Source organism: Streptomyces sp. NPDC021115, assembly GCF_044333065.1.
Classification (GTDB): Bacteria; Actinomycetota; Actinomycetes; order Streptomycetales; family Streptomycetaceae; genus Streptomyces.
This window is the reverse complement of sequence record NZ_JBIRQF010000007.1, coordinates 76,124-99,012: the sequence shown is the minus strand read 5'-3', so window position 1 is coordinate 99,012 and position 22,889 is coordinate 76,124. Positions and strand designations below refer to the sequence as shown.

Sequence of the window (22,889 nt, the reverse complement as noted above, 5' to 3'; positions counted from 1 at the left end):
CGTGTCCGACACGACCACCCGGGTCGAGGCCGCCGCCGAGGTGCGGCCCGCCACGGAGCAGCCGCCGCCGACCGGCCCCGGCGGCGGCAGCCAGCTGTTCCGCAACGCCTATGCGCTGATGCTCAACACGGGCATCTCGGCCGTCCTCGGCCTCGGCTTCTGGCTGGCCGCCGCCCGCTACTACGCGGAGGACGCGGTCGGCCAGGGCTCGGCGGCCATCGCCGCGATGAAGCTCCTCGCGGGGCTCACCGCGGTGACGCTGACCGGTGCACTGGCACGCTTCATCCCGGTCGCCGGGCGGACGACGCGACGGCTGGTGGCCGCCACGTACGCAGGCAGTTCGGTGGTCGTGGCGTGCGCCGCCGTGGTCTTCCTGCTGACGCTGAACCTCTGGGGCCCCTCGTACCGCTTTCTGCACGGCCCGGTCCACGGCGTCGGCTTCATCGCGGCGGTCGTCGGCTGGTCGCTGCTGACCCTTCAGGACGGGGTGCTCACCGGGCTGCGCAGCGCGCTCTGGGTGCCGGTGGGCAACACGGTGTTCTCGGCGGCGAAGCTGCTGCTGCTCGTCGCGCTCGCCGCCACGATCCCGACCGCCGGGGTGTTCGTCTCGTGGGTGGTCTCCATCGCGGTGTCCGTGCTGCCGCTGGGCTGGCTGGTCTTCCGGCGGCTGGTGCCGCGGCACGTGAAGGCGACGGAGGGCCGGGCGCGGCCCGCGTCGTGCCGGGAGATGGGCCGCTTCCTCGCCGGGGACTGCACCGGGTCGCTGTTCTCGCTGGCCGTGGTGTACGCGGTGCCGGTCATCGTCGCCTCGCAGGTCAGCGCGGCCGACAACGCGTACTTCTACATCACCACCACCATCGGCGGCACGGTCAATCTGCTCGCCATCAACATGGGCGCGTCGCTGACCGTCGAGGGTTCGCACGATCCGGCCCGGCTCGCCGAGAACTGCCGGGCGGCGCTGGGCCGGATGGCGCGCCTGATGCTGCCGGTGTGTATCGGGCTGTTCGTCTTCGCGCCGCAGATCCTGGGAGTGTTCGGGGCGGGCTACGCGGACGCGGCCGCGCCGCTGCTGCGCTGGTTCGCGGTGGGCGCGGCGCTGCGGGTGGTCATCGAGGTGTACTTCGCGGTGCTGCGGGCGCAGAGCCGTACGTCGGGGCTGGCGTATCTCCAGGGGCTGTTGTGCGTGCTGGTGCTGGGGCTGACGTTGCTGCTGCTGCCGCGGATGGGGCTGGTGGGGGCGGGGGTCGCGGAGATCTCCAGCCTGGCGGTGATCGCCTCGATCGCGTCGGTGAAGCTGTACCGGGTGGTCAGGGCGCAGCCGCAGCCCGCGGATCCGGCGCCGGACGCGGCCCGGATTCCGCCGCCGCCCGGCCCTCCCCCGCCGCTGGAGTGCAGCACGGCGCCCGACGGTGATCTGGCGGATCTGGCGGTGAACGGCGACCGTCGCGTCAAGCGCTCCCGCCCTGCGGACGACGCCCGCTACGGCACGCGCTGGGCCCTGCGCTCGGCGCTGGACTCGGACACCCTGGCGCAGGGCGTCCGCATGGACTTCGACCATCCCGAGCGCCGCCCGGACAGCCGGTACGGTCCCCAGCAGCCCGCCCACGCACCACCGCCCGCTGCCGCTGCCTCCGCTACTTCTGCCTCTGCCGCGCCCGGCGCGCCTCCGCCGCGCAGCACCACGGTGCGGACCGGCGTGGCCGTCCTGTGGGCGGTGCTGGCCGCCGGTCTCGCCCTCTACTGGCTGCCGCTGTTCGGCCTGGACGAGGCCGACCTCGACCGGATGAGCGGGCTCGGGCTGGTCTCCGTGCTGCCCGGGCCGACGCTGCTGGGGGCGGCGCTGCTGATCGCCGCGTTCGCCGGTGCGCTCGCGCTCGCCCGGCAGCGCCGGGCGCTGCTCACCGTCGCCCTGCTGGCCACCGTCGTCTCGCTGCACGCCGTGCCCGCCGTGCTGGAGACCCATCCGCGGTTCCCGACCGCGTGGCAGCATCTGGGGTTCCTGGACTACATCGGCCGGACCGGCGACGCCGTGCCCGACCTGGACGCGCGCTGGAGCTGGCCGGGCTTCTTCGCCGGGGCCGCGTTCGTCGCCGAGGCGTGCGGCGTACGGGACTTCTCCGCGCTGCTGCGCTGGTGGCCGACGGTCATCCAGCTGCTCTACCTCGCCCCGCTGATGCTGCTGATGCGCGCGCTGCGGGCGAGCTGGCGGGCCAAGTGGACGGCGGTGTGGCTGTTCGCCTTGAGCGGCTGGGTGGGCCAGGACTACTTCTCGCCGCAGGGGTTCACGTACCTCTTCTATCTGGTGTTCGTCGCGGTGCTGCTGGTGTGGTTCCGCGAACCGCGGGTGCTGGGCGGCAGGCGCCGCCCCGGTGAGGCGGAGGTGGCGGAGGCGACGCGCGGGCAGCGCGCGGCGCTGCTGGGGCTGCTGATCGCGCTGTTCGCGGCGTCGGTGGCGGCGCATCAGCTGACGCCGTTCGTGATGCTCGGGGTGGTGACCGCGCTGGTCCTGGTGCGGCGCTCCGACCTGTACGGGCTGCCGCTGCTGTGCGGGGTGATGGTGGTCGTGTGGATCGGCTTCCTGGCGGAGCCGTACTGGTCGGGCCACTGGGACGAGCTGTTCGGCGGGGTCGGCGGGGTGGGCGGCAATGTGTCGTCGTCCGTCTCCGGCCGGATCGAGGGCGGCAGCAGCGTGCACAAGCTGGTGCTGTACGTGCGGGTCGCGCTGGCGGGCGGGGTGCTGGCGGGCGCGTGCTGGGGGGTGCTGCGGCGGCGCGCGGCGGGCTTCACCGAGCGGGCGTTGCTGGTGCTGACCTTCGTCCCGTTCCTGGGCTTCGGCATGCAGAGTTACGGCGGAGAAATGGCGCTGCGCGTCTTCATGTTCGCGCTGCCGGGCGCCTGTGTGCTCGGGGCGCTGGCGTTCTTCCCGCGGGTGCGCCCTGACCGCCGGGGGTTGGCGCCGGTCGCGGCCCTGGTGGCGGGGCTGACGCTGATGTCCGGCTTCCTGGTCGCCCGCTGGGGCAATGAGTCCTTCGAGCGGGTGCGGCCCGGCGAGGTCGCGGCCATGGAATACCTCTACGCGCACGACAGGCCGACCGTGCGGGTGCTGTGGATGAGCGACGACCCCGTCAACAGCGTCACCCCCGCGATGCCGTGGGGCGCGCGGGACATGGAGCGGGTCGCGTACGAACCCACCCTCGCGCCGCGCGATCCGGTGCTGGTGGGCGGGCTGGTGACGGCGCTGCGCGACGCCGGGTCGCGCTCGTATCTGATGGTGGGCCGCGGCCAGTCGGTCTCGCTCCAGCTGGACTCCGGTTACGGGGCGCGCTGGCAGGAGCGGCTGCTGCGCTCCCTGGACGAGCGCCCCGAGCTGCGCCGGGTGCTGTCGAACGAGGACGCGTCGCTGTACGAGCTGACGCCGCCGCCGCGCGCGGCGGCGCCGAAGCCGGAGCCGGGCCCGGCCGGTCCGCAGATCACCTGGACGCCGTGGTCGGTGATCGGCGCGCTGGCGGCGGTGGTGCTGATGGCGCTGCTCGTGGCGCGCGAGGTGGTGCGGGTGGTGGTGCGGCCGAGCGTGCGGCGGCTGCGGTGGCTCCAGGCGTCGTACTGGTTCGCGCTGCCGCTCCTGCTGATGGTGCTGGGGTCGCTGGTGCAGCGGTTCCTGACGATGTCATGAGGGAGGACGGCATGGCGCTAGCGCCGCAGCCAGCGCACCTCGTACGCGTCCATGCCGAACGACCGCCCGTCGACCTTCGCCTTGATCGACCGGCCCAGCGTGTTGATCACCAGCACCGCGTCGTCGTCGGCGAGGACCTGGACGTTGGGGCGGTCGTCGGCGGCGATGTCCACCGAGCGGAAGCGGGTGCCCGGCGGGAACTCGCGGCCGAAGCGGCTCAGCAGCTCCATCATGGGCAGCGCGCTGCCGCCGTCGTCCAGTTCGGTGGGGCGCCACAGACAGCCGGGGCAGGAGGCGCCCGTCGTCTCCGGGTTCCAGTAGAAGGCGGTGGCGGCGCCGCCGCGGGCCAGCCGGGTCAGCGCGGTGGCCTGCACGGCGACGCGGTGCGCCTCGCTCCAGCGGCCGCGGGCGCCCTGTCTGCTGGTGTCGGCGGCCGGTTCCACGTACCACTCGGCCCACCAGACCGGCAGCTTCGTGGTCTCGTCGAGCCAGCGGGTGATGTCCTCGAACTTCTGGGTGGCGCCGAACGTATTCGGGATCAGCTCATCGTCCGCGCGGGTGTAGCTGGAGCCGTCGACCACGACGAAGTCGGCGCCCGCCTTGTGCTTGTTCCAGTACGTGATCGCGTCGACCGAGCGGCGGTCGAGCGCGCCCCAGGGACCGCTCACCGTGTCGTCGCCGCCCGCTGCGCCCGGCGGGTCGCTGTCGGCGACCACATAGGGGCCGCCGACCAGGTTCTTCGGGTTCCGCTTCTTCAGCTCGTCGTAGACCAGGTTGTAGAGCTTGGTGTACCCCTCGTAGTTCCAGCGGTTCCTGGCGTCGTCGTAGAAGCCCTTGAACTCGTTCCAGACGATGAAGTGACGCACCTCCGGATAGCGGTCGGCGACCTTCCCGGCGAGCTTCGCGAAGTCCTCGTAGTGGTCGGGGGTCGGCGCGGTCTCCAGGGCCTCCTGCGACCAGTCCGTATCCCCCGCGGCGCCGCCCTTCATCCAGTCGGGCGCACAGCACAGGGTGAGCACCGGCTCGGTGCCGGTCTTGCGCATCAGGGCGACGCGCCGGTCCAGGTCCACGAAGTCATAGCGGCCGGGGGACGGCTCGGGGTTGCCCGCGCCCCACCCCATGATGTGCTGGTTCTGCGGCATCGGACGACTCGACAGCAGCGACTCCGCGGCCTTCCTGGCCCGGTCGGTGCCACGGTCCGCGCTGTACTGGGTGTGGGTGAAGCCCCAGCCGAGACCGCCGGACGCCGCCCGCTCCCGGGCCGAGGCCGACGCCCCAGGACGCCCGGCGCCGTCGTCACCCGGCCAGCCGGTGCACGTGGTCAGCAGCAGGGCCAGCACGGCCATGCCGATGGCGAGAGGGGCGGTGAGCCGCCACCGCCGCGCTCCCGAGGGTCCGGATAACCCGGACCGCGATTCCGTCCGCGACCCCACTCGCGGTCCCGCCCACGATCCCACCCGCGCCCCGCCCCGTTTCCGTCCTTGACGCCCCACAAAGGGTAAGAGTATCCCTGAACGCCCCCATTCCGGTGGGCTTCTTCGGAACAGCTCGGTAAACGGCCGTAAACCCCGGTGCGCCGACGCCCCTCGTGCTGGATCATGGGGCGGGGTGCGCCGACCGCCGCACCGGACCGCTCGCTCAGGAGGCAGACCCTGCCCGCTACACCCGCCGAACAGTCCCTTCCGATCCGGCTGAACGTCGATGACAGCGATTCGCCGTCGGATGTCGTCGACGCACTCTTTCTCGGCCGCTTCGCGACCGGAGAGCAGCCGTATGCCCGCAGCCACTCCGTCGACCGGGTGAAGTCGGGCGCCACGCTGCTGCCGCCCGCCGCGACCGTGCTGCGCGCGGCCCGCGACGACGACCGCAGCGCCACGCTCGCCGAGGGCGACGGCTGGACCCTGCTGGTGTCCCGGTGGAACCGGGGCGCGGACGTGACCGTGACCGCCGTCGAGGACGACCTGGCCGAAACGGTGCTGCGGCAGGCGGTCGACGGTGCGGAGGACGAGCCCGAGCCGCAGCCGGAGAACGTGTCGATGGGCTTCTGGTACGTCTCGCCGCGCCGCGGCCCGCACCGCACCACCCGCCAGATCGCGGCCGGGACGTGGGAGGAGATCCGCGACAACTACACCGCGCCGGTCGCCGAGGCCATGGACGGGCTGATGAAGGTCACCCCGGACGACATCGCGGGCCGCCTCCTGCTGCTGCACGGCCCGCCCGGCACCGGCAAGACCTCCGCGCTGCGCACCCTGGCCCGCTCCTGGCGCGACTGGTGCCAGGTGGACTGCGTCCTGGACCCGGAGCGGCTGTTCACCGACGTCGGCTATCTGATGGACATCGCCATCGGCGAGGACGACGGCTCGGCCAAGGGCCGCTGGCGGCTGCTGCTCCTGGAGGACTGCGACGAGCTGATCCGCGGCGAGGCCAAGCACACCGCGGGCCAGGCGCTGTCCCGGCTGCTCAACCTGACGGACGGTCTGCTGGGCCAGGGCCGCAACGTCCTGGTCGGGGTGACCACCAACGAGGACCTGGAGCGGCTGCACCCGGCGGTGGTCCGCCCCGGCCGCTGCCTCGCCCGCATCGAGGTCGGCAAGCTGAACCGTACGGAGGCGGTCAACTGGCTCGGCACGGAGGAGGGCATCGGGCGGGACGGAGCGACGCTCGCCGAGCTGTTCGCCCTGCGCCGCGGCACGCGTCCCGCCTCGGTGCCCATCCAGCCTGGCGAGACGGACGCGGGCCTGTACCTGTAAGGCCCTGTGCCGCTATACGTACAGCTCCCGCAGCCGCACCGACAGACAAGTCACACAGCCCTCCATCTTCTCGAACTCGCCGATGTCCACCGGCACCGGCGTATACCCGAGGTCGGCGAAGAGCGCCGCGCTGCGCGGCGCGCTCGCCGCCATCAGCAGCCTGCCGCCGCCCAGCAGCACCACATGCGCGCCCGACTCCTCCGGCACCGGCAGAAACCGCGGAAAGGCGGCCGGGTCGTCGACCAGCGGCGGATAGCCGATCACGGTCCCGTCCGGCAGCGCCGTGACCGCCGACTTCAGATGCAGCACCTTGCTGACCGGTACGGCCACCACCCGCGCCCCCAGCGGCTCGAAGGCGGCACGCACCTGCCGCACCCCGTCGCCGTTGGTGCGGCCGCCGCGCCCCACGTAGACGGTGTCGCCGATCTTCAGCACATCGCCGCCCTCCAGCGTCCCCGGCTCCCGCACCCGGTTGACCGAACAGCCGAGCGCCGTCACGGCCGCCTCGGCGGCCGCGGTCTCGGGGCGCCGGGACTCGGCACCGGGGCGCGCGATCAGCGCGACGTTCCGGTAGAGGACCATCGTGTCCTCGACGAACACCCCGTCCGGGCACGCGTCGAGCGGATCGGCCTCCACGGTCTCCCAGCCGTGCAGCCGGAGGGCGGCGACGTACGCCTCCCACTGCCGCAGCGCGAGCGCGACGTCGACCGGCTTGCGGTCGATGTGCGTGACGAGCCCGTCGGCGAGCCGCGGGCTCGGGCGGCGGACCAGGGCAATGCGGCTGGTGGTCATGGCTTCCCCCTGTCTCTTCGGGTCACTCACCGTACGTCGCGCGCAGGGCGTCCTCGACGGTGGCGAGCGCCGTCGCGCGGTCCAGGCCGAGGCGGTGCGCCCGCTGCGCGTACGTCTGCGCCGCCTCGGCGGCCCGGCGCCCGGCCGCGTCACCGGCCGCCGCGACGAACGTGCCGTGGCGGCCACGGGTCTCGATCACCCCGTCCGACTCCAGCGCGCGGTACGCCTTGGCCACGGTGTTCGCCGCCAGCCCCAGCTCCTCGGCGAAGCCGCGCACGGTGGGCAGCTTGTAGCCCACGGGGAGGTCCCCCGAGCGGGCCTGCTCGGCGATCTGCGCGCGGATCTGCTCGAAGGGGGCGGTCGCCGCGTCGGGGTCGACGGTGATCTGCAAGGCCACGTGGGGCTCCTGGGGGTGCGGGCAGGTTTTGTCGCATCCATTGTGTGCCGCTTCGTGGACGTCCGGAAATTCGGAGGCGGGGCGGGTGGGCGGGCCGTAGTCTGCCCGCCCATGGCCATGACCGTGCGCGATTTCCGGGCCGCCGACGCGGCCGCCGTCGCGGAGGCGCGACGTTCCGCCTTCCCCCATCTGCTGACGACGCCCCGGACCGTGGCATGGGAGGTGGCGAGCGCGCCGCGGCCCTGCCGCTACCGGCTGCTGGTCGCGGAGGCGGACGGCCGGGTGGTGGGCTCCTGCGAACTGGGCCTCTTCCCGGACGCGGGCCGCGACGAGCCGGGCGTGACGGGCGTGGGCTGCGCCAATACCTCGGTGCACGCCGATGCCCGGGGCCGGGGCGCCGGTTCGGCGCTGGTGATCGCGGCGGAGGAGTATCTGGCGGGGCTGGGTGCCGCCAAGGTGTTCGCGTGGACCCTGGACGAGCCCGCCTCCGTCGCCTTCGCCGAGCACCGTGGCTACCGCCGCAGCCGGTCGTCCCGCGTCCAGCGGCTGGACCTGACCACGGCGGCCCTGCCGCCGCTGGACGCGGACGCCCTGCCGGTCGGCGTGGAGCTGCGGACCGCCGCGGACCTCGCCGACGATCCACGCCCGCTGTACGAGGCGGACGTCGCGGTAATGGCGGACGAGCCCAGCGATGTGGTGGAGGGCCCGATGCCCTACGCCGAGTGGCTGGCCCGGACCTGGGACCATCCCGCGCTGGACCACGAACTGACCTCGCTGGCCGTGGTGGACGGCAGGGTCGCGGCGTTCAGCCTCGCCCACACGGACGGCCGCGGCCGCTACTGGTCGGGCATGACCGGCACGCTGCGCGCCTACCGCGGCCGGGGCCTGGCGAGGCTGGCCAAGACCGACTCGCTGCGCCGGGCGCGCGCGGCGGGGTGCGCCGAGGCGTTCACGGGCAACGACAGCGAGAACGGCCCGATGCTGGCGATCAACGCCCGGCTCGGCTATGCCGTGGCCGCCCTGGAGCGGCGCTACGTACGCGAACTGCGCCACTGATCGGCGGCCTCGGGCGTGCCACGGCGTTGACCGGACGGGGCCCACGTCTGGGTCCACACCGGGGTGCCGGACCCCGCCGTCCGCCCGATCCGGGCACCTGAGCCGCTGCCTCCCCCACGGACCGGGGCCGTGTCCCGGCGGCCCGGACGGACCGGGCGTCACCCCGTGACCGTCACTCCGTCGCCTTCAGCACCACCAGTCGGTCCGGGCCCGCCGGGGCGAACGCGATGGCGTCCCCCGGCTCGTGCCAGTGCGTGGCGAACCGCTCCCCGGCGCGGTACGCCTCGACGCCCGCCCGGCAGTACGCCACCATGTCCTCCGGCAACGCGTCCAGCGCGAACCACCCGATCTCCGAGCACTTGTCCGGCTCCCGGTTCACCGGCTCCGGCCCGCCCTCCCCCAGCCGCGCCTCGAAGAACCAGCCCGTACGGGCCGAGCCCGTGGGCGACTTGTGCTGCATGACGAGCGCCACCCGCACCTCGTCCGGGGTGAGACGGACGCCGATCTCCTCCTCCGCCTCGCGGAGCACCGCGGTGCGTACGTCCTCGCCGTCCTCCACATGGCCGGACGGCGCGTGCAGCAGACCGTCCGCGTAGCCGGTGCCCGCGCGGCGCGCGAGCAGGAGCCGATCGCCGCGCCGCAGCAGCAGATGGACGTCGACGATCTCGGCGTGCCGCCTGGGCGGGGCGAGGGCCGCGCGCAGCACATAGCGCTCGTCGCGCACCGGCCGCCCCCAGAGCGCCGCGTCCGGCGCCAGCTGTTCGACGTGCGTACGGGACGCCAGCGGCTCGACCATGCGCAGCAGGTCACCGGCCGCCAGCCCGACCGGGTCCGACTCGCCCCAGCGGCCCTCGATCAGCACCAGTTGCCCGCCCGGCCGCAGCAGCCGCGCCCAGCGCCGCAGCACGGCCTCCTGGCCGGGCAGCAGCCACAGCAGATGACGCGCCAGGACGACATCGAAGCGGCCCTCCCCGACCGGCGGCGCCGCCGCGTCGCCGACGAGCACGGTGGCGTCCGTCCCGGTGAGCTTGGCGCGGGCGCGCCCGGCCATCCCGGCCGACCGGTCGACGCCCGTCACCCGGTGGCCCTGCTCGGCCGCGAGGCGGGCCAGGCTGCCCGTGCCGCATCCGAGGTCGAGGACGTCGGAGGGCCGCCCGGGCAGCCACTCCCGCAACCGCCGGGCCCATGCCTCCCGCACGGCGGGATCGCGCAGCCCGTGGTCGGGCTCGTCGTCGAACCCGGCCGCGGCGGCGTCCCAGTAGTCGGCGGTCCCGTAATCGGTGGCACCGTAGTCGGCGGTCCCGTGACCGGCGGTGGTCGATCCCTCAGCGCACATAGGGCGATGTTGTCACCCGTCGCCGACAACGCCTCGGCTCCGACCCCGCTTGATGATGTCGTTGGCGACATATGTCGTTCACGACATGAACGCCCTGTACGTCGTCGAGGTCGAGCCCGAGATCAGGACCTGGCTCGAACTCTTACCCGGCAAGCTCTACCGCAAGGTGGAGGCCTACGCGGAGTTGTTGGCCGAGCTGGGGCCGCACACGCCGATGCCCTACGCCCGCCCGCTGCGCGATGGAGTGAGCGAGCTGCGCCCCAGCCTCGACGGCGTGCAGACGCGAGTGACTTACTGGATCACGGACGACCGCCGCGTCGTCCTGCCGACCGTGTTCCGCAAGACCAGGGCCCATGAGGAAGCCCAGATCAGTAGGGCGGTACTGGCGAAGAAGGAATGCGAAGCCGAGCATGGCCCAGCGCATTCAGAGTTCATCCGCACGGAAGGAGACCAGTGATGGGACACAGCCGTTGGAGGTTGGCGCGTGAACGCGAGCTGGCCGAGGGGCACCGGGAGACCGCTGAGGTCGAACAGGAGCGCCAAGAGCACCGGCTGTCCATGGCGCTGGCCAAGGTCGTCTACGACCGTCGCGTGGAACTCGGGCTTTCGCAGAGCGAGCTGGCCACCCGTACCGGGCTGACCCAGGCCAAGATTTCCCGGATCGAGGGGTCCGACACCGTTCCCACGCTGCCCCTGCTCGCAAAGCTGGCCAAGGGGTTGAACGCGTCCTTGAACATCGCCATCGATGAGGACGACGCACAGGTGACGCTCACAGCCCGCGAAGCGGCTTAGGCTCACGCCCGACACGAAGGGCATCCGTACTCAAGGGCCTGGCACCGATCCCCAAGGGCGCCCAAGGACGCCTTGACGGCAGAAATGTTAGCGGTAACACTCCCTGCGTGGACACCGTGGACAAGCACGTGGACCAGACCCGACCCGACCCCGCGGAACCGCTGTTCAGCCGCGCCGCGATCGTCGCGTCCTGCGTCGGCTTCATCCTCATCGGCGCGCTCCAGGCCCTCTACGGCCCGGCGATCCCCGCCTTCCGCGACTCCTACGGGCTCTCCCCCTCGGCCGCCGGGCTGGCCCTCAGCGCGCACTTCGTCGGCGGGGTCGCGGGGGTCCTCGGCTTCGACCGGCTCTTCGGCCGGGTCGGCAACCGTACGATGCTCGGCTGCTCGTATCTGCTCATGGCGGGCGGCGCGGCCGGGTTCGCGCTCGCCCTCGGCTGGCCGTTCGCGCTGGTCATGGCGCTGGTCGCGGGGCTCGGCTTCGGCGGTATCGACTACGGGCTCAACCAGCTGTTCGCGGTCGGCTTCGGGCGGCGCAGTGCCGCCATGCTCAACGTCCTCAACGCCCACTTCGGCATCGGCGCGATCCTCGGCCCGGCGCTCGTCGGGCTGGCCGGGGCGGAGCGCTACCCGGCGGTGTTCCTGGGCTTCGCCGTGCTCACGCTGCCGCTGGTGCTGTGCCTGGCCGGGGTGCGGGACCGGGCACCGGCGCACGGCGGCGACGGTGCGGAGGGCGAGCCGACCGCCGCCGGTGCGGTGCGGACCCGCAGCCTGGCCACCGTCCTGGGCGCGTTCGTGCTGCTGTACGTCCTCCATGTCGGCGTCGAGTCCGGGGTCGGGGGCTGGGAGCCCACACACCTGGAGACGGTCGGGTACGGCGCGGCCGCCGCCGCGTCCGCGACCTCCGTGTACTGGCTGATGATGACCGTCGGCCGCTTTCTGGCCGTCCCGCTCGCGCTGCGCTGGTCCGCCCCGGCGATCATCGCGTTCAGCTGTGCGGGCATGACGGTCTGTCTGCTGCTCGCCACGATCCCGGCCGCGGCCCCGTACGCGTACGCGGGCGTCGGCCTGTTCATCGCGCCGGTCTTCCCCACCGGTCTGCCCTGGCTGGCCCGGGCGGCGCCGCGCGCCCGCCGGGCCGGGGCGCTGGTGATCGCGGCGTCGATGATCGGCGGGGTGGCCGCGGGGCCCGTGCTCGGCAAGGCGATCGAGCTGTCGGGCATCCGTGCCGTACCGCTCGTCCTGGGCGGTGTCTCGGCCGTCTGCCTGCTCACCACCGTCTGGCTGATCCGCGCGACCACCTCATCCGTATCCCTGACGAACACCACTGCCACCGCACCCGCTCCCGCCCGTGCGGCCGAAAGGACCTCCGGCCATGCCCGCTGCCCTGACGCTCGACCATGACGGCTTCCTGCTCCACGGTGAGCCCTTCCGGATCCTCTCCGGCGGCATCCACTACTTCCGCACCCACCCCGACCAGTGGGCCGACCGGCTGCGCAAGGCGCGGCTGCTGGGGCTCAACACGGTCGAGACGTACGTGCCGTGGAATCTGCACCAGCCCACCCAGGACGGCCCGCTCGACCTCGACGGACTGCTCGACCTCCCCCGCTTCCTGGAGCTGGCGCGGGCCGAGGGGCTGCACGTCCTGCTGCGCCCCGGCCCGTACATCTGCGCCGAATGGGAGGGCGGCGGGCTGCCCTCCTGGCTGACCGCCGATCCGAACATCCGGCAGCGCAGCAGCGATCCGCGGTTCACCGGTGCCGTGGACGCGTACCTCGATCTGCTGCTGCCGCCGCTCGCCCCGTACATGGCGGCGTCCGGCGGCCCGGTCATCGCGGTGCAGGTGGAGAACGAGTACGGCGCGTACGGCGAGGACACCGCCTATCTCGCCCATCTGGCCGACGCGCTGCGCAAGCGCGGCGTCGAGGAGCTGCTGTTCACCTGCGACCAGGCCGACAAGGCGAAGCTGGCGGCCGGAAGCCTGCCCGGGGTGCTCTCCACCGGCACCTTCGGCGGCCGGATCGGCGACTCGCTCCAGGTGCTGCGCGCCCACCAGGAGAGCGGGCCGCTGATGTGCGCGGAGTTCTGGATCGGCTGGTTCGACCACTGGGGCGAGCCGCACCATGTGCGGGCGGCGGACGACGCGGCCGCCGATCTGGACGCGCTGCTGTCGGCGGGGGCGTCGGTGAACATCTACATGTTCCACGGCGGCACCAACTTCGCCTTCACCAGCGGAGCGAACCACGATCACGCCTACGCTCCCGCCGTCACCTCGTACGACTACGACGCGGTGCTCACCGAATGCGGCGACCCGGGCCCCAAGTACGCGGCGTTCCGCGAGGTCATCGCCCGCCACACGGACGTACCGGACGAGCCGCTTCCGGAGCCGTCGCCCAAGCTGCCGCCGACCGAGGTCCGGCTGACCGCCTCGGCGAACGCCCTGGTCACCGCCGAATTCCTGGCCCCCGCTGAGCACTTCACCGATCCGCCCACCATGGAGGCGCTGGGCCAGCCTTACGGCTTCGTCCTCTACGGCACCGAACTGCCCGCCATCGGCGACCACGTCCTGCACTTCACGGGCGGGGTCGGCGACCGGGCGCAGGTGTTCGTCAACGGCGCCCCGGCCGGTGTGATCGAACGCGAGCGCCACGAGGACAGCCTGCATGTGCGCAGCCCCGAGTACGGCGCCCGGCTGGACGTCCTGGTGGAGAACATGGGCCGCGCCAACTACGGCAGCCGCATCGGCGACCCCAAGGGCATCACCGGCCCGGTCACCCTCGACGGCGAGCCGCTGGAGAACTGGACCTGCCACCGCCTCCCCCTGGACCGGCTCCCCGAACTCCCCTTCCGCACCACCGGCACCCCCGTCGCGGGCCCGGCCTTCCACCGCGGCACGTTCACGGTGGAGTCCCCCGCCGACGCGTATCTCGACCTGCCGGGCTGGACCAAGGGCCTGGCCTGGGTCAACGGCTTCAACCTGGGCCGCTACTGGGCGCGCGGCCCGCAGCGGCGGCTGTACGTGCCGTGGCCGGTGCTGAAGGCGGGCGAGAACGAGCTGACCCTGCTGGAGCTACAGTCGGCGACGACCCGGGTGGCACACCTCGTCGACGAACCGGACCTGGGCTGGACCGCGCAGGACTGACGGCCCCTCCGGGTGCGGGCCCCGCGGCCCGCACCCGGGATGCGCACCCGTGTACGCACCCGCGACGCGCACCCGGTGCGACGCCCCCGAAAGGAGCCACGACCGAACATGGCGGAGCCACACCGCGCCCCCACCCGGCGCCGCCGCCCCACCACCGGCGGCAAGGTGGTCATGGCGGACGTCGCCCGGCTCGCCGGGGTCTCCGACCAGACCGTCTCCCGCGTCCTCAACGACCACCCCCGGGTCCGCGCCGAGACCCGCGAGCGCGTCCGCGCCGCCATGCGCGAGCTGGGCTACCGCCCCACGGCCAGCGCCCGCACCCTGGCCAGCGGCCGCAGCCGCACCCTCGGCGTGATCTCCTTCGACGCGGCCCGCTTCGGCCCCGCCGCCACCCTCGCCGGGATCAACCAGGCCGCGCAGGAGGCCGGTTACCTCGTCAGCACGATCGCCCTCACCGCCGCCGACCAGGCCGCCGTCACCGGCGCGGTGGACCGGCTGCTCGGCCAGGGCGCGGACGGCATCATCGCCATCGCGCCGCAGCGCTCGGTCGGCCAGGCCCTGGTCGAGGCGGGCGATGCGGGCGAGACGGGCCGGGGCGTCCCCATGGTCACCCTGGACAAGAGCTTCGGCGCGCACATCCCGGTCGTCGCGGGCGACTCCGCCTCCGGTGCCCGCCAGGCCACCGCGCACCTCCTCGGCCTCGGCCACCGCACGGTCCACCACATCGCGGGCCCCACCGGCTGGATCGCCGCCGAGGCCCGCGTCGACGGCTGGCGCGCCGCCCTGGAGGCCGCGGGCGCCGAGGTCCACGAGCCGCTGCTGGGCGACTGGAGCGCGGACTCCGGCTACGACCTGGGCCGCCGCATCGCCCGGCAGCCGGGCCTGACCGCGCTGTTCGTCTCCAACGACCAGATGGCCGTGGGCGTCCTGCGCGCCCTCCACGAAGCGGGCCGCCGGGTCCCCGAGGACGTCAGCGTGGTCGGCTACGACGACATCCCCGAAGCCGCCCACCTCCTCCCGCCGCTCACCACGATCCGCACCGACTTCACCGAGATCGGCCGCCGCTGTCTGACCCTGATGCTGGACCAGCTCGACCGCACCCCGGAGCCCGGCGTCCGCGTGACGATCCCGACCGAACTGGTAGTCCGCCACAGCACGGGCCCCGCCCCCGGAGGTCACAGGTAGTGGAAGCCCGGCTTCGGGTGCATGAGGAAGTCGTGGTGCGAGATGTTCCAGGCGTACGCGCCCGCCAGCGCGAAGGCGACGCGGTCCCCGGCGCGCAGCCGCGCGACCGGGATGTCGCGGGCCAGGACGTCCTTCGGGGTGCACAGCTGGCCGACCAGGGTGACCGGTTCGTCGCGGGCGGCGGGGCGGGGCCAGTCCCGGTCCCAGTCGGCGGCGGGGAGCACCTGGAAGGGGTGGTCGTGCTGTTTGGTGGCCGGGGTGCGCAGGTGGTGGGTGCCGCCGCGGAGGACCGCGAACGCCTCGCCGCCGCTGTGCTTGAGGTCCAGCACCTCGGTGACGTACCAGCCGCAGTACGCGGTCAGCGCCCGGCCCGGCTCGATCCGCAGGGTCAGGCCGGGGTTGCGGTCGGCGACGTCGGCCAGGCCCTCGCCGTACGCCTTCCAGTCGAAGCGGGCGTCGGGGCGGGCGTAGTCGACGCCCATGCCGCCGCCCACGTTGACCTCGGTGAGGTCCAGGCCGTGGCGGGCGGACAGCTCGCGCGTCCAGTCGGCGATCCGCGCGGCCACGGCGGTCTGGGCGGGGGCGTCGAGGCCGCTCGCGAGGTGGGCGTGGATGCCGCGCAGCCGGAGCGGGCCGCCCGGGGTGAAGAGCGGCAGGCAGTGCTCCACCCGGTCCGGGTCGAGGCCGAAGGGGCTGGGGCGGCCGCCCATGGCGAGCGCCGCGCCACCCAGCGCCGCATCGGTGAGGGGCAGGTTGACGCGGAGCAGGACACCGACAGGGCGATCGGCGAGTGAGGCGAGCAAGCGCAGTTCGTGCTCGCTCTCCACATGGAACCGTTCCGCTCCCAGCTCCAGCGCCCGCCGCAGCTCCGTCTCGGTCTTGCCCGGTCCGCCGAAGGCCAGCGGCCGCTGGGGGACGGCCTCGCGGACGTGCGCCAATTCGCCGCCCGAGGCGACCTCGTAGCCGGTGACGTAGGGGGCGAGGGCGCGCAGGACCGGCGGTTCCGGGTTGGCCTTCGCCGCGTAGTACAGCTCGATGTCCGGCGGCAGGGCGGCGCGTACCTCCCGGGCGTGGTCGGCGAGGGCGGTGAGGTCGTAGACGTACGCGGGGAGGTCGTCCCCGCGCAGGGCGGTGGCGAACGAAGCGACGGGGGTGTTCAACGGGCGCTCCCGGGGGCGATGACGCGGGCCGCCTCGGACAGCAGGTCGGAGGCGAGCGGGCTGGCGATACGGACGTAACCGGCGTCGCGGTCGGCCTTGCGGCCCCAGCGGGTCAGCAGGTTGGCCTTGGCGGGCAGCGGCACGCCCGCGACCAGGGCGCGCAGCGCGGGCGGGTCGTCGTGGGCCGCGGCGCGTGTCCACAGCAGTCGGCGGACCGCCGACCACAGGTCGGGCTCCAGGTGGGGGTGGCGGTCGGCGAGGGCGGCGACCATCTCGGCGAGGTGGTTGACCAGCAGGCAGTACACCACCCGGTCCCAGCCGCGCTCGCGCCCGTACGTCATGGGGCGGGCCACCGCCTCGGGCAGCGCCGCGAGCGCGGCGGCGTGATGGCCGGGCACCAGCTTGGTGCCCTCCAGGTCGCGGAAGAGCACCTGGCGCGGGGTGCCGGTGGCGTCCACGCCGATGACGACGTTCTGGAGGTGCGGTTCGAGGACCACGCCGTGGTCGAACCAGGCGGCCAGGACGGGCGGTACGAGGAGGTCGAGGTACGCCTGCCACCAGGCGAGCGCGTGCTCGGGCCCGGTGTCGCCGAGCAGGTGGGACAGCTGGGCGCCGCTCGTCGGGTACTCGTCGGCGACGGCCGCCGCCAGCAGCCCGGTGAGCCCCGGCCGCAGCCGGGCGGCCAGCCCCTCGCGGACGATCACGCCGAAGCCCTCGGAGAGGTGGCGGTCGTCGAGGTCGAGCGTGCGGTAGCCGGGTTCGCGCAGCAGGTCGGCGCCGGGGAAGCGGGCGGCGAGGTCGGCGGCGACCGGCTCCAGCAGCCGGGTGAGGGCGACGGCGCCGGACAGCTCGTAGTCGGCGTTCTTGCGGAGGCAGTTGGTGATGCGCACGTTCAGGCTGAACTTGAGGAAGTCCCGGCCGTCGTAGAGCGTGCGGACCGAGGCGGTCGGCGCGAAGTCCGGCCCGCCGGGCCCGAGGTCGAGGACGTCGCCGCGGTCGAGCGCCGCGCGCAGCACCCGGTGCTCGCGGAGCATGGCGTACTGCCAGGGGTGGGCGGGCAGCAGCCGGTAGCCGTCGGGGACCGGCCGCTGCCGGTCCAGCGGCGCCAGCGCCCCGGCGTACGCGGCCTCCTCCCGTACGAACTCCCGGCGCACGGCGAGGTGGTGCAGCGGGAAGCGGGCCCCGGCCTCGGGCGCGAACAGCGACCAGGAGGCGGGGCTTCCGGTGCGGGCCTTGGGGGTGGGGTGGAAGCGGTGGCCGAAGAAGAGGGACTGTTCGGAGGCCAGGTAGGCGTCCGGGGCGGGGCTGTCCGTGGCCTTCTCCCGCTCCTCAAGCGCGGCCGTCATGCCCGCGTGGCTGGAGGCGACCTGCGCCAGGAACTCGTCGTTCCGGACCCCCGTGCGCAGCTGGAGTTCCCGCTGGACGCGCTCGGCGAGACCGCGCCAGGAGACCTCCGCCCAGTCGCCGTCACGCTCCTCGCTCACCGGTCCGGTGAACCGGTGCGCGCCGATCAGCGACGTACGGCGCAGCCCCACCCGCAGCAGCACCCCGCTGCGGGGCAGCCGCAGCCGCAGCCGGCCGTCGGCCACGACGGTCTGGTGTTCCGGGCCCGAGACCTCGCGCAGCAGACAGTTGAGGAGGGTGTGGGCGGTCGCGTGGTCGGCGGAGACCAGCGGGGTCGCGGGCGCGGCGGAGGAGGGCGAGGAGGTCGTTGGCATGGAGCGGCTCCAGCGGGTGCGGAGAGGAGAGAGGCGGAGGGACAACGGGGTCGCGGCACTCATCTGCCGCGCCCCCGCAGGAGGTAGTTGGGCCCGGTGACGTAGTGCTTGTTGACGTCGGCGGCGCCCGACCGGGCCTTGGTGAACAGCGTGCCCGCGGTCACCATCGCCTTGACCGGCAGCCGGTCCGCGTCCAGCACCCTGGCCCGCAGCACGGCACCGGCCGCGCCGGGGTACACCGCGCCGGTCCGTTCGACGGCCTCGGTGAGCCGGTCGCGCAAGCGCCGCAGCAGGACGTCCAGGGGTGCGCGGCCGAGGGCGGCCAGTTCGAAGGCGAGCGCGGCGGCGCACAGATGGACGGTGATGGTGGTGAACACGTCCGCCACCGGGCCGTCGCCGGCGGTCAGGATGCGCCGGTCGTCGAATCCGCACAGATCAGCGGCGTCGGCCCCGCCGATCATCGCGGCGAGCCGGATGGCGTGCACGCGCGGCCCGTCGTGGTCCTTGATGAGCAGCCGCAGCCGTGGGGTGGCCGGGCCGCCGGTGCCGTCGAAGACGAGGGAGGTGTTCTGCTGATGGGCCTCCAGGGCGATGCCGTAGGCGAAGAGGGTGGTGTGGAAGTCGAAGAGGAGGGTGAGGTACGCGTCGAGCAGCGCGAACAGGTCCCCGCCGTAGTGGCGTTCGGCGAGCGCGTCCGCCACGAGCCCGCCGTCCGGGGTACGGGCCAGCAGCCCGGCCAGCGGCACCACCTGGGCGTTCTCCAGCCCTGGCGGATAGCGGCGGACGAGCGTGGCCAGCAGCTCGTGCCCGGCGTGGAGGTGGGTCGTCTCGTCGGCGAGCAGCACGGTGTCCGTGAACCGCGGCTCGCGCGCGATCACCGCCTCCACCAGGCGCTGCGCCGCCTCGCCGTCGACGAGCGTGCCCGGCTTGACGGTCCGCCGGTTGCGCAGCCCCAGGGTGGCGGTGGTGAGCGGCAGCTTGAGGTGGACGAGCGGATCGTCGTCGACGGCGACGGTCCGCATCGACAGGGTGGGACGTACGCCCAGCCACGGCCGCTCGGCGAGCCGTGCCCGCTCCCGCAGCCCGGTCGCGTCGAGGGCCGCGGTGAGGGAGCGGCCGACGGTGAGCGGATGCACGGGGAACGCGAGGTGGTCGGCGTCGAGTGCCCGCGGCAGCCCCAGCTCCCCGGGGCTCGGCCACCACCCGGGCAGCCGCCCCGGCGCCCCGCCGATCGCCGCGCGCGGGAGCGCGAGCCAGCGCAGCGCGAACGCGGGCGCGAACTCGGGCGCGTGGGCGCGCAGGTCGTCCTCGCCGAAGGCGGCCCGGCCGCGGCTGGTCGGGTAGACGGGATGGTCCCGGAAGGCGGCCAGCGTGTCGTACGCGACGCCACCGCCCATCCCGGCCCACCGCCGTTCCTCCCCGTACCGCGCGACCAGCGTCTCGACGACGCCGGGCCGGATGCGGCCGTGCAGCCGGGCGGCCTCCAGCGCCTGATGGCACTCCCCCACGAAGGCGTCGTACAGCTCCCGGTCCTCGTCCGCCACGCCCCCCCGCAGCCGCCCGAGCACGGCGTCGAGCCCCATGAGCACGACGCTCCCGGCGCCGTCCGGGGCGGGGCGCGCGGCCCCGGCCGGGGACCACGGCTGCTCGCAACGCAGGGTCACCGGGCGGCGGGCGCGGATCTCGCACTGGAAGCCCTCCGGTTCCACCGGCAGCAGCACATCTCCGCCCTCCCCCGGCGCGATGCGCAGCCAGGTGCCGTCCGGGCGGCGCACCGTGCGGGCGCGGCTGCGCAGGCGGTACGCGTCCTCGCGGAACAGGGTGTCGAGCACCCGGCCGAGCAGCTCCTCCTCGGCTTCCTCCCCTGCCGCGCGGCTCACTTCCGCGCGACTCATGACGCGATCTCCCACCGGTGGGCCGCCAGGAACTCCGTCACGGCCGCGTCGATCCGCCCCTGGTCGGTGCCGGTCGCGCGCAGGACGCCGAGGAAGTCGCGGTTGGTGCGGTAGAGGGGGTGTTCCTCGCCGATCTCGCGCAGCGGGCGGTAGTCGAGCCGTACGCCGTCGCGTTCGGTCACGCTCGCCGCCGGGGCGGCGACGAGACGGCCGGGGCGGTCGGCCGTGACGTACTCCATGCGGACCCGGCCGTCGCGGCGGGCGCCGAGGTCGGCCGGGAGCGGTTCGCCGAGGTGGGTGCGGAGGATGTGCTCGAAGAGCGGGATGCCGAGGAGTTCGGCCAGTACCAGATCGCATTGGTCGCCGATGGCACGGTAGTTGACCTCGATGAGGCGGGCCCGGTCGCCCTGGACGACGTATTCGGAATGGCAAGCGCCGAATCCTACTCCCAGCGCCCGGAGTTGAGCCAGCACCTGATCGGTGTGGGGCTGTGGGGGCGGGGCGGGCAGGAGGTGCAGCCGTTCCTCGATGAAGTGCGGGGGCGGGGAGACGTCGGTGCGGAAGGCGCCGAGGACGTGGAGGGTGCGGCCGTCGCCGAGGGTTTCGAGGGTGCGCAGCTCGCCGTCCAGGTACTCCTCGATCACCAGCGCCGCGTCGGGCCGGTGGGCGCGTATGACGTGGCAGCTGCGGACGAGGGAGTCGGCGTCGGCGACGAGGACGACGTCCTCGCTGGCCACGCCCTCGCGCGGCTTGACGACGCAGGGGTAGGGCGCGTCGAGGGCGGCGAGGGTGGCCGGGTCGTCTCCGGTGCCGAGTTCGGTGGACCAGATCGTGTCGGCACCGGCCGCGGCGAGGGCGCGGCGCAGCTCGGCCTTGTTCTTGGTGCGGAGGGCGGCGCGCCAATCCTTGCCGGGGAGGCCGAAGTACGCGGCGGCGAGGGCGGCCTGGGTCTGGAGGTGGTCGCTGTTGGTGAAGACCGCCCGGGGCCGTCGGCCGTCCGGGGCGGCGGCGATCCGGCTGATGACCTCGCGGAAGTCCCGTACGTCGCAGGGGGCGATGTCGAGCGTCGCGGGGAGCCGCCCGCCGCGGGCGGCGTGACGGGCGTACGCGCGCTCGTGCGCCTCGGGCTGGTCCGTGAGGAGGGTGACGGGCAGGGCGAGGCGGGCGGCGGCGGGGAGGAAGCCTTCGGTGACGGAGTCGGTGGGATTGAGGGCGAGGAGGTGGATTGGCGCGGGGTGGGCAGGGGCAGGGGAGGAGGACGGCCGGGGTGCCGTGTCGAGATCATTCTCGTTCACGAGCCGAGATTAGGTTAGGCATGCCTAAGACTGCCAATTGGGCTGGCCGGTGCGCCCGTTTGGCCCTGTTACGGCGTCAACTCGGCACCCCGATGCGGCGGTGCCGGGCCCGGCGGGCGGCCATGCGGTCGCCGGGGTCCTGGGCACGGAGGGCGGCGAGCTCGGCGCCGAGGATGCGCCCGAGCCCCACGAGGAACCCCTCCCCCTCTCCGTTCCCTTCCTCTTCCACCACACGGTCGACGATGCCGTTGGCCAGGAGGTCGGCGGAGCGCACCCCCTGCCGGTCGGCGACCTCGTACGCCCGCTCCGTGGAGCGGTAGAGGATGGCGGACGCGCCTTCGGGGGGCAGCGGCGACAGCCAGGCGTGCCGCGCCGCCACGACCCGGTCGGCGGGCAGCAGCGCGAGCGCGGCCCCGCCCGCGCCCTGCCCGAGCAGCAGGCAGAGGGTGGGCGCGGGCAGCGTGACCATGTCGGCGAGACACCGGGCGATCTCCCCCGCCAGCCCGCCCTCCTCGGCTTCCCGGCTGAGCGCCGCACCGGCGGTGTCGATGACGGTGAGCAGCGGCAGCCCCAGCTCGGCGGCGATGCGCATGCCGCGCCGGGCGGTACGCAGCCCGGCGGGCCCCAGCGGCTGCCCCTCGGTCGAGGCCCGCTCACCGCCCGGCCGCCCGCGCCGGTTGTGCCCGAGCACCACACAGGGCACGCCGCCGACCCGCGCGAGAGCGAGCAGCAGCCCGGGGTCGTGCTCCCCGGCGCCCGTCCCGCTGAGCGGACTCACGTCCTCCGCGGCCACCCGCAGCAGATCCCGCACCCCGGCCCGGTCCCCCCGCCGCGAGGCCCGGATCGACTCCTCGGCCGAGGGCCCCACCGCCGTGGCCCCACCACCCGGTCCTGCGGCGCCCGGCGCAGCCGCGCCCGGCTCGGTGGCTGGCCGGAAATCGGCCTCCCCGGGAGCCCGGGGCGACGGGTCCTGGTCGCCGCACAACACCCTCAGCACTCGCGCCGCCACCTCCGCGAGGCGGCTCGTCGGGAGCACCGCGTCGATCAGGCCGTGGTTCATCAGGTTCTCGGCGACCTGGACGCCCGCCGGGAACTCCTCGCCGTACAGGGCCTCGTGCACCCGGGGGCCCATGAAGCCGATGAGGGCGCCCGGTTCGGCGGCGGTGACGTGACCCAGGGAGCCCCAGGAGGCGAGGACGCCGCCGGTGGTGGGATGGCGTACGTGCACCAGGTACGGCAGGCCCGCGGCCTTGTGGTCGGTTATCGCCGCCGCCACCTTCACCATCTGGAGGAAGGCGACCGTGCCCTCCTGCATCCGGGTCCCGCCCGACGCCGGGGCGGCCAGCAGCGGGAGCCGTTCCGCCGTGGCGCGCTCGACGGCGCGCACCAGCCGCTCCCCCGCCGCGACCCCGATCGAGCCCGCCAGGAAGCGGAATTCGCAGGCCACATAGGCCACCCGCCGCCCCTCAACGCGCCCCTCGCCCGTGATCACGGACTCGTCGAGGCCGGTTCGCTCGCGGGCCCGTTCCAGGTCGGCCCGGTAGTCGGGGTCGGTCGTGATGATCTCGACCGGCTGGTCCCAGCCGCGCCGGCTGCCGGGGTCGAGGAAGGTCTCGACCAGGTCGATGGCGGACTTACGGGTGCCCGCGCGGGGATGAGTTCCGGTCATGCCTGACACCTTCCACCCACCCGACGCCGC

Annotated in this window: 17 protein-coding genes; 8 read left to right on the top strand and 9 right to left on the bottom strand. The window is 74.0% G+C overall.

Features of this window, described 5'->3' with window-relative positions:
- Position 1: 1 nt before the first annotated feature.
- Positions 2–3,673, top strand: coding sequence for a lipopolysaccharide biosynthesis protein (locus ACH4TL_RS22820; RefSeq protein WP_398317023.1), 3,672 nt, complete (start codon positions 2–4; stop codon positions 3,671–3,673).
- A 17-nt stretch (positions 3,674–3,690) separates the two neighbouring features.
- Here the strand turns inward: ACH4TL_RS22820 and ACH4TL_RS22815 are convergent, their stop codons facing one another.
- The gene (locus ACH4TL_RS22815; protein WP_398317020.1) at positions 3,691–5,019 is read right to left on the bottom strand and encodes a xylan 1,4-beta-xylosidase; all 1,329 of its coding nucleotides are present in this window, start codon (positions 5,017–5,019) and stop codon (positions 3,691–3,693) included.
- 252 nt (positions 5,020–5,271) lie between these two features.
- Here ACH4TL_RS22815 and ACH4TL_RS22810 point away from each other — a divergent pair, with 252 nt between their 5' ends.
- Entirely contained in the window at positions 5,272–6,423 is a 1,152-nt protein-coding gene (locus ACH4TL_RS22810; protein ID WP_398317018.1) for a DUF5925 domain-containing protein, read from the top strand.
- Positions 6,424–6,435: 12 nt separating this feature from the next.
- Here the strand turns inward: ACH4TL_RS22810 and ddaH are convergent, their stop codons facing one another.
- Complete coding sequence (gene ddaH, locus ACH4TL_RS22805; RefSeq protein WP_398317015.1) at positions 6,436–7,215, bottom strand: dimethylargininase; 780 nt, start codon at positions 7,213–7,215, stop codon at positions 6,436–6,438.
- Between the two features lie 22 nt (positions 7,216–7,237).
- Entirely contained in the window at positions 7,238–7,612 is a 375-nt protein-coding gene (locus ACH4TL_RS22800) for a GntR family transcriptional regulator (RefSeq protein WP_398317012.1), read from the bottom strand.
- A gap of 111 nt (positions 7,613–7,723) precedes the next feature.
- On the opposite strand from ACH4TL_RS22800, the gene ACH4TL_RS22795 reads away from it, so the two are divergent.
- Complete coding sequence (locus tag ACH4TL_RS22795; protein ID WP_398317009.1) at positions 7,724–8,668, top strand: GNAT family N-acetyltransferase; 945 nt, start codon at positions 7,724–7,726, stop codon at positions 8,666–8,668.
- Between the two features lie 172 nt (positions 8,669–8,840).
- Here ACH4TL_RS22795 and ACH4TL_RS22790 read toward each other — a convergent pair whose 3' ends face one another.
- Positions 8,841–10,004 (bottom strand): methyltransferase domain-containing protein, encoded by a 1,164-nt coding sequence (locus ACH4TL_RS22790; protein ID WP_398317006.1) that lies wholly within the window; start codon positions 10,002–10,004, stop codon positions 8,841–8,843.
- An 85-nt stretch (positions 10,005–10,089) separates the two neighbouring features.
- On the opposite strand from ACH4TL_RS22790, the gene ACH4TL_RS22785 reads away from it, so the two are divergent.
- The 5 genes from ACH4TL_RS22785 (at position 10,090) to ACH4TL_RS22765 (ending at position 15,122) form a co-directional block, all read left to right on the top strand.
- Positions 10,090–10,461, top strand: coding sequence for a type II toxin-antitoxin system RelE/ParE family toxin (locus ACH4TL_RS22785; protein WP_398317003.1), 372 nt, complete (start codon positions 10,090–10,092; stop codon positions 10,459–10,461).
- The gene (locus ACH4TL_RS22780) at positions 10,461–10,796 is read left to right on the top strand and encodes a helix-turn-helix domain-containing protein (protein ID WP_398317000.1); all 336 of its coding nucleotides are present in this window, start codon (positions 10,461–10,463) and stop codon (positions 10,794–10,796) included. The genes ACH4TL_RS22785 and ACH4TL_RS22780 overlap by 1 nt, the downstream gene beginning before the upstream one ends.
- 107 nt (positions 10,797–10,903) lie before the next feature.
- Entirely contained in the window at positions 10,904–12,199 is a 1,296-nt protein-coding gene (locus tag ACH4TL_RS22775) for an MFS transporter (RefSeq protein WP_398316996.1), read from the top strand.
- Positions 12,171–13,937, top strand: a complete 1,767-nt coding sequence (locus tag ACH4TL_RS22770; protein WP_398316993.1) for a beta-galactosidase — start codon at positions 12,171–12,173, stop codon at positions 13,935–13,937. Before ACH4TL_RS22775 ends, ACH4TL_RS22770 begins: the two co-directional genes overlap by 29 nt.
- A gap of 108 nt (positions 13,938–14,045) precedes the next feature.
- Positions 14,046–15,122, top strand: a complete 1,077-nt coding sequence (locus tag ACH4TL_RS22765; RefSeq protein ID WP_398316990.1) for a LacI family DNA-binding transcriptional regulator — start codon at positions 14,046–14,048, stop codon at positions 15,120–15,122.
- Here the strand turns inward: ACH4TL_RS22765 and ACH4TL_RS22760 are convergent.
- The 5 genes from ACH4TL_RS22760 to ACH4TL_RS22740 all read right to left on the bottom strand — a co-directional run bounded on the left by ACH4TL_RS22760 (position 15,113) and on the right by ACH4TL_RS22740 (position 22,859).
- Positions 15,113–16,282, bottom strand: coding sequence for a type III PLP-dependent enzyme (locus ACH4TL_RS22760; protein ID WP_398316987.1), 1,170 nt, complete (start codon positions 16,280–16,282; stop codon positions 15,113–15,115). The genes ACH4TL_RS22765 and ACH4TL_RS22760 overlap by 10 nt on opposite strands.
- Complete coding sequence (locus ACH4TL_RS22755) at positions 16,279–18,000, bottom strand: IucA/IucC family protein (RefSeq protein ID WP_398316984.1); 1,722 nt, start codon at positions 17,998–18,000, stop codon at positions 16,279–16,281. Before ACH4TL_RS22755 ends, ACH4TL_RS22760 begins: the two co-directional genes overlap by 4 nt.
- Before the next feature lie 59 nt (positions 18,001–18,059).
- Positions 18,060–19,895: an IucA/IucC family protein gene (locus tag ACH4TL_RS22750; RefSeq protein ID WP_398316981.1), complete on the bottom strand. Its 1,836-nt coding sequence runs from the start codon at positions 19,893–19,895 to the stop codon at positions 18,060–18,062.
- Positions 19,892–21,121 (bottom strand): acetyl-CoA carboxylase biotin carboxylase subunit family protein, encoded by a 1,230-nt coding sequence (locus ACH4TL_RS22745; RefSeq protein ID WP_398317735.1) that lies wholly within the window; start codon positions 21,119–21,121, stop codon positions 19,892–19,894. The genes ACH4TL_RS22750 and ACH4TL_RS22745 overlap by 4 nt, the downstream gene beginning before the upstream one ends.
- Positions 21,122–21,266: 145 nt before the next feature.
- The gene (locus ACH4TL_RS22740) at positions 21,267–22,859 is read right to left on the bottom strand and encodes a carboxyl transferase domain-containing protein (protein ID WP_398316978.1); all 1,593 of its coding nucleotides are present in this window, start codon (positions 22,857–22,859) and stop codon (positions 21,267–21,269) included.
- Positions 22,860–22,889: the final 30 nt, after the last annotated feature.